Origin of the sequence: Sphingobacterium sp. UBA7253 (assembly GCF_002472745.1) — a bacterium.
Classification (GTDB): domain Bacteria; phylum Bacteroidota; class Bacteroidia; order Sphingobacteriales; family Sphingobacteriaceae; genus Sphingobacterium; species Sphingobacterium siyangense.
Window position 1 is genome coordinate 7,004 of the sequence record NZ_DKSP01000050.1, and the last position, 10,591, is coordinate 17,594.

The window sequence follows — 10,591 nt, forward strand, 5'->3', positions numbered from 1 at the left end:
AATAAAATTGATGGATTCAATGCTTCATTCCGATATAATATCAATGATCCCAGCGCAACGACACGATACTTTACAACGCTAAGTTATAATTATCTCAACCCAAGCATAACATTAGCAGACGGGATACTATCCAAATATGCTATTGAAAGCTTAAGGCATCAAGTTATTGCCAACTTTACCATAAACCACAAGAACTGGATGTTAACTTCTGCAAACCGCTTTAATGAGCGTATCAGTTACAAATCTTATTTCATCGCTGACGTAAGAGGATCGTACCAACTCCACGACTTAAACATCTTTGTGGATGTTCAGAATATATTTGACAAGAGTTATATAGAAGCTGCCGCCGTTCCAATGCCCGGTCGTTGGTTTAGTATCGGCGCAAAATATAAACTGAACTATTAAACCCGATCAAATGGCAAAATCGGTTCTCTTCCCTTTTCCCATCAATTATAAAAAAGTCCCAAATGGAATGACCATTTGGGACTTTTCATTGTGCTATTGACACATAGAAGCATGTACCATGCCCTAGTTAAGAAAACGCCAACTATAAAATAAGTTACTTTTTCTTGGGAAGAACAGATAAAATTCCCCCAATTAAATGTTTTTGGAACTCGGGTTCGTCATAGGACTCATCGGTATGTCCAAGCCCGGTATAGAAGACTTTCCCTCCGTCGTAGGTCTGGGTCCAGGAGATTGGATGTTGATCCCCCATTTTTCCACCTTGGTAGCTTTTTTCATCCAAATTCATCAACACATGCAATCCGTCCTTCACGTCCTTGAAATTATACCATTCATCTTTGTGCCACCAGATCGGATCGAGGTGCTTGGTGGCCGCATGTTTTCTATCCAGCACATCAATTTTGGCTTTTTGTACGGCAGGATGAGATGCAAAATATGCCCCTACAAGGCCGTTATACCAGGGCCAATCAAACTCCGTATCCGTCGCTGCATGAATACCCACAAACCCTTTTCCTGATTGGATATACCGCACAAAAGCTTCCTGTTGCGCATTATCGAGAATATCGCCAGTTGTACTCAGAAAGATAACAGCGTCATATTTTTTCAATCCCTGATCTGTAAACAGAGCAGCATCCTCCGAATGATCAGATTTTATCTTTTCTTTATCTAGCAACTGTTTAAGTACCTGCGCACCCTTTTCGATGCTTCCGTGTCTAAACCCTTTTGTCTTGCTAAAGATCAATACTTGCCTTTGTGCCTGAACAGCAGCTGATATCCCCAACAGGAGAAACAGAAAAATGAAGATTCTATTCATGATATAAATGGTTATTATGATGATTTAAGTTTAGGTTTACTATTTTCCGCAACGAAATCGCGATAAAAATAGCTGTACAGAAATGCCGCGCATTCTCCCGATACACGGCTTTTCTGTTTTATTATTGTGTGATTAGCTCACGGTAAAAATCAAGACTTTCTATAATATCATCCTCAGAAACGTAGATATCATATTGACAACTGCCAATTTGGTCAAGCAATGCGAAACCGATCTGATTGGACAGGTTTTTCTTATCATTTCGCATCAGATCCAACAAGGCTGTATCAATGGATGAATCAAATGTGTAATCGTTGAAATATTTTCTAAAAGTTTGGATCAAATCGTTTAATTCATCCAAAGGCAAGCCATTCAATTTATGCGATAGATACCCCTCACAAATCATTCCTACTGCAATAGCTTCTCCATGTAATAAAGGTGAAGCATCGTTCAACAAAGAGTATCCCTCAATAGCATGACCAATTGTATGGCCAAAGTTTAAAATTTTACGCAGTCCTTTTTCTTTCGGATCCTCAAGGATAACACGGTTTTTGATCGAAACAGAATGTTTGACCAAAGAATTATCGATTTGATCGATCTCCAATGTTTTCACTCGCTCATAATAAGCCCGATCGAAGATCAGGCCATGTTTGATTACTTCAGCAAAACCTGAGATTAACTGACGTTGATCTAAAGTTTTCAAAAACTGGCTTGAAATAAAAACAGCCTGGGGTTGTGCAAAAGTTCCAATAATATTTTTCACACTTCCCATATCAATACCGGTTTTACCCCCTACTGATGCATCTACCTGGGAAAGTAAAGTCGTCGGAATTTGAATAAAATCCATCCCTCTTTTGAAAGTCGATGCGGCAAATCCTCCCATATCAGTCACCACACCACCGCCAAGATTGATCATCAATGAATGTCTATCAGCTCCGAAATCGAGCATATTATGCCATACACCAATACAGAAATCAATATTTTTATTTTCTTCGCCCGGATCTACTTCTATCACATCATAATTCGCTAAATTGGGTAAAGCTTGCTGAAATAGCGGCAAACAATTATCCAAAGTATTGGTATCCACCAATACGATGATCTTTGAGTAATTGCGCTCAGCTAAAAACGCCTCTAAAGAGGCCAACGTATCATCAAAATATACCTGATAGCCCAAACTTTCTATGACTTCCATTCTATGATTCTTTAAGGTTTAAGTTTTCTATTTACCAATATTGTTTAATATTACACCAATTTTATTTCCATCCCATCAAATTCAACAACATCTCCTGGTCTTAATTTGAGTCTTTTCCGGTAATCAACCTGCCCATTATACTTCACATACCCTTCCGCCACAACCCATTGAGCCATAGCACCATGCTCCACCCAATTTAAAGCTTTAAGTAACTGTATAAGCTGGATATATTCGCCCTCGATTTTAAATTCTTGCATTTCACAAAAATAGTGGTTTCACTGAGGAATACAAGAATTATCATCGTTTTAATGCTTACTAAATTGCTACATTTGCCTTATTGCAAATAAAGATTATGATTGAGAATTCTGAGCCCAAGACATTATCCTTTGATAATACAGAGATTGCTTTTAAAAGTAAAAGCGATAAGGATTTGGAAAGAGCGTATTGGTTATTCAAAATAATAGCGAATAACTTCTTGACAAAAGTAGGTCCGTCAATGACCAACTTTGCCCTGAACATAGGACTGCCTATCCAAGGCATTATCCGTAAAACAATCTTCAAACATTTTTGTGGTGGAGAAACCATCGCGGGTTGCGAAGCAGCAATCAACGAATTGGGAGAGAATGGTGTAGGGACAATATTGGATTATTCCGTTGAAGGAGAAGAAACAGAAAGTGCATTTGACGCCTGCTGCGAAGAGGTATTACGTACCGTAGTTGCGGCCAGTAAAAACAAGTACATTCCATTTTCAGTATTTAAACCAACTGGATTAGGACGTTTTGAGTTATTTGAAAAGGTCAACGCCAAAGAAACTTTAACAGAGGCAGAACAAGGAGAATACCAACGCATGTTGGATCGTACTGACCGTATCTGTAAAGCATGTCATGCCGCCGGTGTAAAAGTTTTAGTGGATGCTGAACATTCATGGATTCAAGATGCGATCGATGATATTGCACGTGAAATGATGGAAAAATACAATATGGAGAAACCAATTGTATATAATACTTATCAATTGTACCGTAGTGATAAGTTGGCATCTTTGAAAGCCGACTTTGAATACGCAAAAGTTAGAGGCTTTCACATGGGTGCTAAGATCGTTCGTGGTGCCTACATGGAGATCGAACGTGCTCGTGCTGCACAAAAAGGTTATTCCGATCCCATCCAGCCAAATAAAGAAGCTTCCGATAGAGATTATAATGAAGCTATTGAATTTATCTTGGACCACCTGGACAACTTTGGGCTAATGGCGGGTACACACAATGAGGACAGTAGCATGTTATTGGCGAAGGAAATTGACAGACGTGGTATCGATAGATCCACCGATCGCATCTTCTTTGCGCAATTATTGGGTATGTCTGACAACCTGAGCTTTAACTTAGCGGCACATGGCTATAATGTTGCTAAATACATGCCTTATGGACCGGTTAAAGCGGTGATGCCATACCTTTTCCGTAGAGCACAAGAAAATACTTCCGTCGCAGGAGCGACAGGTCGGGAGCTCGGGCTTTTGATCAAAGAAAAACAAAGAAGAAAAGCTAGTCGATAACGACTAGCTTTTTTTATAATTGGCGGGCATCAAGTCCATCTACTCAAGGAACTATGCTCAAATGGTCTCCAAGAAACACCCTACTTTTGAAAAGCACAAAAGCACTTTACCTATCACTCGACTCCCCTTCATCCTTTTGAAACAAGCTAATTACAAAATCATTCCATATTCTTGAAACTATTATTTATGTTTGCAAACTTTTCCCTTAAAACAAAGTTCATACTGGAAGGGTGCTCCCCCGGAGCTTAAAAGAATACGATTTGAAATGGAAGAAAAACTTAGATTATTTGATCTTGCACGTCAACAGATGGGCAAATACCCCGATCTTGATATGTTTGCACACAAAGTGGACGGCAAGTGGAATTATATCAAAACAGCAGATTTTCTTGAACAAGTAGACAGCCTCTCCAAAGGGCTGATTGAACTTGGCGTGAAACCCAACGAGAAAGTTGGCCTCATTGCCGGCAGCAGTATGGAATGGCATTTGATTGACTTTGCAATCCAGCAAATTGGTGCAGTGGTGGTGGCCATCTATCCAAATATTACGGATACAGACTATCAATATATCTTTAATGACGCCGAAATCAGGGTTTGCATCGTCAGTAACAAAAGCCTGTACGATCGCCTGATGAATCTAACCGACTCAATCTATACATTGAAGTATATTTTTTGTATCGCAGATCAGGAAGGCACACGTAGCTGGAAAGAACTGAATGATATAGGCTCCAATTGCTCCCTAGAAAAACTAGCAGCACTACGTGACCAGGTTAAACCTGAAGATCTCGCTACCCTGATTTACACATCCGGTACAACGGGCAAACCAAAAGGCGTAATGCTGTCACACAATAATATCTTTTCCAATGTATTGGGCGCAGCAGAAATTACCCCTTGTAAAGCTTATGACCGCGGACTGACCTTCCTCCCTCCTTGTCACGCCTACGAGCGTATGGTTTTATATACCTATATGTATCTTGGCTTTACGATCTATATCGCAGAATCTTTTGACAAGATTGGTGATAATCTGAAGGAAGTAAAACCTCATATCATGACCGTTGTCCCACGTATTCTTGAAAAAGTTTATGAGAAAATCATGAAAACAGGTCATGATCTCAGTGGTTTCAAACGCAAAGTATTTGATTGGGCTGTTTCAGTTGCAGAAGAATATGATCCAAATTCTGAGAAAAGAAGTCTATCCTATAATCTCAAACTAAAGCTTGCCAAGAAACTTGTCCTTAACAAATGGTATGAAGCATTAGGTGGCGAATTACTTACCGTTGCCTCTGGATCAGCCTCTCTTCATAGTAAACTAACACGTGCCTTCTTAGCTGCAGGAATTCCATTATATGAGGGTTACGGCATGACCGAAGCCTCCCCACTCATTTCGGTCAATCATTATATCAAAGGAATACGCATAGGTACTGTTGGCCTTCCTGTCCGTTTTGTTGAAATAAAACTTGCTGAAGACGGAGAAATATTAGTAAAAGGCCCTAATGTCATGATGGGATACTATAAGAACAAGGCCGAAACGGATAAAACGATCATTGATGGATGGCTGCATACCGGAGATATAGGAAAGTGGGAAGATGAAAAATTCTTGAAAATCATTGACCGAAAAAAAGAGATGTTCAAAATTTCGGGCGGGAAGTACGTCATACCACAACCTATCGAAACCAAGCTCGTTGAATCTAAATTTATTGAACAGGCAATGGTTATCGGTGACGGGATGAAGTTTGCTTCTGCCTTTATTGTACCAAACTATGCCCATTTGTTGGATTGGGCCAGAACAGATGCTCCTGAACTTGCAACCATGACAAAGGATGATTTTCTGACTGACCCTGCCATTGTAAAAAAAGTCAATCAGGAGGTACGTCGTGCGAACCAGCACTTTGGTAACTGGGAGCAGATTAAGAAACCAATTATTTTAACAGATGAATTTACTATTGAAAATGGAGAGTTAACACCAACCTTGAAAATGAAACGAAAAGTAATTCTCGAACATCATCAAGAAGAGTTCAATAACCTCTATCAGATGGAGATGGATTAAGGATTAACAAATCAAAATTTTGACATAGCGCGCTATATTTATACGAGTAAAACATGAAATTATTAAAGGATAGAATCCTTCATGACGGTAAAAGTCTTGCAGGAGGCATACTTAAAGTAGACAACTTCATCAATCACCAGATGGACCCCGTATTGATGAAATCTATTGCGGTGGAATTTGTCCGTCGTTTTGCAGACCTCCCGATCAATAAAATCATTACAATTGAAGCAAGCGGAATAGCCCCAGCGATCATGCTTGGCTACCTTTTGGAATTACCGGTTGTATTTGTAAAAAAAGCAAAACCGACCACCATGGCTGATATGTATGTAAGCCAGGTGCATTCATTTACCAAGAACCGAACCTATGACATCTGTGTCAGCAAAGAGTTTCTTACGCCGAGCGACAATGTTCTTTTTATAGACGATTTTTTGGCCAATGGGAATGCCGCTTTTGGTATGCTCGATCTCGTTAAACAATCGGGGGCTTCAGTATTGGGCATGGGATTTATTATTGAAAAATCCTTCCAGGAAGGTGGCAAAAGATTAAGAGAATTGCCCGATTTAAGAATTGAATCGTTAGCGCGGATAAAGTCGCTTGAAGTGAATAAAGTCAGTTTCGAAGAAGAATAGCAAAAAGAAAAGCCTCATCTTCCTAAAGATTGAGGCTTTTTTATTCAAACAACAAGATAAATTCTTTCTAATCCCAACGGTAGTCGTTGTAAAAATCTTCAGGATGTCTGCTAATTGCAACATCTTTTACAATCCGGATATTGGCTGCTCCCAAGTTGACATTCAACATAAAAGAAGGTACGTTTGCTGAAAAATTCCAACGACCATTGCGCATATACACGTAACCTCCTCTGTAAGGATCGTAGAATGTTTTGTAATCTCTAAAGTATACATGGTGTCTACTATCGTAACGATGTGCACTTGCCCAGGCCGGTGCTCCATGACGGTATCCTTTTCGGTATGACTTAGCTACTTCTTTATGATACTTACGGTCTTCTTTTTCGCGTTTTTCTAAATATTTTCGATATTCCTTATCCCTTTTCTCTTCATATTTTCTACGCTCTTTGTCCTGTTTCCATTCACGTTCATGTCCACGATGTTGAGCCGAAGATTGTTGAGGAGCGATTAAAACCAGCCCTCCAATTGCCAACGCGAAGTATATCATCTTTCTCATAACAGTATAATTTAAATTTAAAAATCAATTCCACTCTGCCTGTGTTCCATTCTTTTTTACAAGCGTTTCTATGGGTATGACTTCAATGTTTGAACAAAGGTTTAATCGATCAAGATGAATTTAATTTGTGCTGCAATATATAGAATCCATTACTTCAATTTAACGTATCTTTGTACCATGTCAAATACGGGATATATCACTGAAGATACCATTGTTGCATTAGCGACATCTTCCGGAACAAATGGCGCTATTGCTGTCATACGCGTTTCGGGCCAAAATGCCATAAAAATTACGAACGAAATATTTAAAGGAAAGAACCTACTTCAACAAGCATCACATACCATCCATTTTGGAACCATACGCGATGGCGAAGAGATCATTGACGAAGTATTGGTCTCCTTATTTGTAGCTCCGAACTCCTATACGAGAGAAAATTCGGTGGAAATATCAACGCATAACTCCAAATATATTATCGAGCGCGTTGTAAATTTACTCATCAAAAAAGGAGCACGTGCCGCCCGTCCGGGAGAATTTACCCTACGTGCATTTCTCAATGGCGGAATGGATTTATCCCAAGCAGAAGCAGTTGCCGATTTAATTGCATCTAATTCTGCAGCCTCACATCAAGTGGCGATGCAGCAGATGCGTGGCGGCTTTTCCAATCAGCTTAAATCCCTTCGTGAAGATCTCATTCACTTTGCTTCACTGATTGAATTAGAGCTTGATTTTTCGGAAGAAGATGTGGAATTTGCCAACAGAGATCAGCTAAAAAATCTAATCAATAAAATACAGGTTATTGTTCAAAAATTAGTGCAGTCTTTTGAACAGGGTAACGTCCTAAAAAATGGTGTTCCTGTTGTTATTGCCGGGAAACCTAATGTAGGAAAATCAACCCTATTGAACGCTTTTTTAAACGAAGAACGTGCCATTGTTTCAGATATTGCAGGAACAACGCGCGATACCATTGAAGATGAAATTAATATTCATGGCGTCACGTTCCGATTTATTGACACAGCAGGTATACGTGAGACGGCAGATGTTATTGAAGCAAAAGGTGTTGAGCGTACCCGTGAAAAGATGAAACAGGCGAGATTGATCATTTACCTATTTGACCCTACACAGGACAAAGTCGAGGAAGTACAAGCGCAATTACCTGAAATCGAGCGCCTACAAATTCCATTTGTCACCATTATCAATAAATCAGATTTGCTTTCTGAGGCGCAAAAAGAGGTTTACAATGTCCTTAATCCGCTTTACATTTCAGCGAAAGAACAAATCGGTGTCGAGGAACTGAAAGACGAATTGATCAATCGTGTACATTTAGGAAATTTAAATACCGACGATGTCATGGTCACCAACATCCGTCACGTAGAAGCGCTACAAAAAACAGCAGATTCACTGGAACGCGTAATCTATGGGATTGACAATCCTGTCACTTCTGATTTCCTAGCGATGGATATACGCCAAGCCTTATATCATCTTGGTGAAATCACCGGAAGTGTTTCTACAGACGATTTATTGGATAATATCTTTTCCAAGTTTTGTATCGGAAAGTAAATCTTAATTAACGATAATAAACAATAACCATCATTGATTATAAATCACTTAAAATAAACATTTTAAGTGATTTTTTTCATTATTAATGTTTATCTTTAAAATGTATTACCGCTCAAATAAAACTGAATAGTCCTGGTTTTCTTCAAAATTAAACCCACCTACTTTCCAGCTATACTGTCCATTAGAATTTCTCACAGCTACATGGACTGGACTTGCCGTAGTGCTATGATTATAAAAAACAACTATTGAAGATTCACTTTTTTCGATATTAATTTTTATTACGGTATCGCATACTCTAAAAATCAGGATGCATTAAATAAATTTTGGACATATAATCAACGTAGAATATTCATTTTGTCTGCGATAATCTTTGCAATACTTCACTATAAGCGCTACAATATGACTTTTGAAAACCTATTATTAATCCCATTTTTATTGGCTTTCTATTTTTCAAGGGGTTGGATCCTAGAATATGCTAGAGCTCCATATGGATTTATTTACAGTTGCTTACTGCATATACTATATAACTTCCTTTTATCGGTCAAATATACTTTAAATAACTTCTCTAGTTATAGATTCAATTACAATAATGCATTTAGTGGTTTTTATGTACCTAAAATGGATAAATTAAAGCACGGGAGTGATTTTGACAACCTTACTGGTTACTTACATTTATTCTTACAGACTAATTTAAACGCTCCAAAGGAGACAAAGAGAAAATTCCACTGGAGATCTTTCCATTCCATTCATAGTAGTAGGCTTGCCTCCTTTTGATAATAACCTTTTTGCTCCTAGGCATCCGCTCTTTGTCCACGGGTTGTATAACAGTGATCTCGTAATGGTTGGCCTGGGTATTATTGACTTTAATTTCGATAGCTTTTTCAAAGCCGTACGAATATACACCTAACTTGTAAACGTCCTGTCTCGGAAAATTAAATGTTTTCGTTGAATCAATAACGATTTGTTTTCTTAGTCTGGAAGAAAACATGCAATGTCTATATTGCGGAACATGGACAATATTTCGATAATTTTTCTTTTTGTTAATATATATGGAAAGTAATTCGAAGTAAAACGGAGTTCTACTGCTCATCTCGTTTTTCTCATAAGTTTCCAAATAATAGTTGATCGTTACTGAAATAGAATCGTTATCTTTTTGGACTGACTTTTCCCGTACCGATACCCTGGGTAATCTTTTTTCCAGGTGTGGATTTAAAATTACTGTATCTCCCTTTACTTCCCAATCTCCTCTATTCGTATAGGATTCAAATGTATAGGGGAAAATAGGATCTGCTTCAATAAGCTCAAATGTGCTGTCTAGATTTAGAGTCAGACGGGTCGAATATTCCCCATACGTACCGAAGATCGGTTTAGAAGCTTTTTGAGCAAATACGGAGAATACTAGTGAAAAATAAAGAAGTGCTGACAACAATACTTTGATCATAATCCATTTTTCCTTTGCTTTGTTAGGGATAGAATACAAATATATCACAAAATGTTCACCTAATTTACTCTTTGTTCTTCTTAAACAGGAAAAGTTATTTTTTCACAATACTATAAACCACAACCGGAAGGCACAATACGGTTAATATTACAGAGAACCTTTTGAAGATCAGCAAATCTTTCCGTTTTTTTAATAATTCTTGGTCCGATAGTTCGCTTAATTCTTTTTCTTTCATGCTATTTTTAATTAAGATCCTATGATAAAATACTTAATAATACCTTGTAAGTTTTCTTGTTGTGTCAGCGATACAGGTATCATTTGCTAATAATGGCTTCTGATCAAATATAAATATCTTC

General features: G+C 38.2%; 10 protein-coding genes and 1 pseudogene. 6 read left to right on the top strand and 5 right to left on the bottom strand.

Features of this window, described 5'->3' with window-relative positions:
* Positions 1-405 (top strand): annotated as a pseudogene (locus tag B2X72_RS04640) (TonB-dependent receptor); the annotation flags it as partial.
* A 154-nt stretch (positions 406-559) separates the two neighbouring features.
* On the opposite strand, the gene B2X72_RS04645 reads toward B2X72_RS04640, so the two are convergent.
* The 3 genes from B2X72_RS04645 to B2X72_RS04655 form a co-directional block, all read right to left on the bottom strand.
* Complete coding sequence (locus tag B2X72_RS04645) at positions 560-1,276, bottom strand: ThuA domain-containing protein (protein WP_145327423.1); 717 nt, start codon at positions 1,274-1,276, stop codon at positions 560-562.
* Between the two features lie 121 nt (positions 1,277-1,397).
* The gene (aroB, locus tag B2X72_RS04650) at positions 1,398-2,465 is read right to left on the bottom strand and encodes a 3-dehydroquinate synthase (protein ID WP_088161118.1); all 1,068 of its coding nucleotides are present in this window, start codon (positions 2,463-2,465) and stop codon (positions 1,398-1,400) included.
* Positions 2,466-2,515: 50 nt separating this feature from the next.
* The gene (locus B2X72_RS04655) at positions 2,516-2,722 is read right to left on the bottom strand and encodes an RNA-binding S4 domain-containing protein (RefSeq protein ID WP_088161117.1); all 207 of its coding nucleotides are present in this window, start codon (positions 2,720-2,722) and stop codon (positions 2,516-2,518) included.
* A 95-nt stretch (positions 2,723-2,817) separates the two neighbouring features.
* On the opposite strand from B2X72_RS04655, the gene B2X72_RS04660 reads away from it, so the two are divergent.
* From B2X72_RS04660 to xpt, 3 genes are all read left to right on the top strand, one after another.
* Positions 2,818-4,011, top strand: a complete 1,194-nt coding sequence (locus B2X72_RS04660; RefSeq protein ID WP_075992054.1) for a proline dehydrogenase family protein — start codon at positions 2,818-2,820, stop codon at positions 4,009-4,011.
* Between the two features lie 265 nt (positions 4,012-4,276).
* Complete coding sequence (locus B2X72_RS04665) at positions 4,277-6,055, top strand: AMP-dependent synthetase/ligase (RefSeq protein ID WP_145327424.1); 1,779 nt, start codon at positions 4,277-4,279, stop codon at positions 6,053-6,055.
* Positions 6,056-6,108: 53 nt separating this feature from the next.
* Positions 6,109-6,684 (top strand): xanthine phosphoribosyltransferase, encoded by a 576-nt coding sequence (gene xpt / locus B2X72_RS04670; protein ID WP_088161115.1) that lies wholly within the window; start codon positions 6,109-6,111, stop codon positions 6,682-6,684.
* A gap of 67 nt (positions 6,685-6,751) precedes the next feature.
* On the opposite strand, the gene B2X72_RS04675 is transcribed toward xpt, so the two are convergent.
* Positions 6,752-7,237 carry a hypothetical protein gene (locus tag B2X72_RS04675; protein ID WP_120334634.1) on the bottom strand — a complete coding sequence of 162 codons (486 nt, stop codon included), beginning with the start codon at positions 7,235-7,237 and terminating at the stop codon, positions 6,752-6,754.
* 177 nt (positions 7,238-7,414) lie between these two features.
* Here B2X72_RS04675 and mnmE point away from each other — a divergent pair, with 177 nt between their 5' ends.
* Positions 7,415-8,794 (top strand): tRNA uridine-5-carboxymethylaminomethyl(34) synthesis GTPase MnmE, encoded by a 1,380-nt coding sequence (gene mnmE, locus B2X72_RS04680; RefSeq protein WP_120334635.1) that lies wholly within the window; start codon positions 7,415-7,417, stop codon positions 8,792-8,794.
* Between the two features lie 285 nt (positions 8,795-9,079).
* Positions 9,080-9,568 carry a type II CAAX prenyl endopeptidase Rce1 family protein gene (locus tag B2X72_RS26595; RefSeq protein ID WP_414711783.1) on the top strand — a complete coding sequence of 163 codons (489 nt, stop codon included), beginning with the start codon at positions 9,080-9,082 and terminating at the stop codon, positions 9,566-9,568.
* Here B2X72_RS26595 and B2X72_RS04685 read toward each other — a convergent pair.
* Positions 9,480-10,235 (bottom strand): copper resistance protein NlpE, encoded by a 756-nt coding sequence (locus B2X72_RS04685; protein ID WP_145327425.1) that lies wholly within the window; start codon positions 10,233-10,235, stop codon positions 9,480-9,482. The two genes, B2X72_RS26595 and B2X72_RS04685, sit on opposite strands and share 89 nt — an antisense overlap.
* Positions 10,236-10,591: the final 356 nt, after the last annotated feature.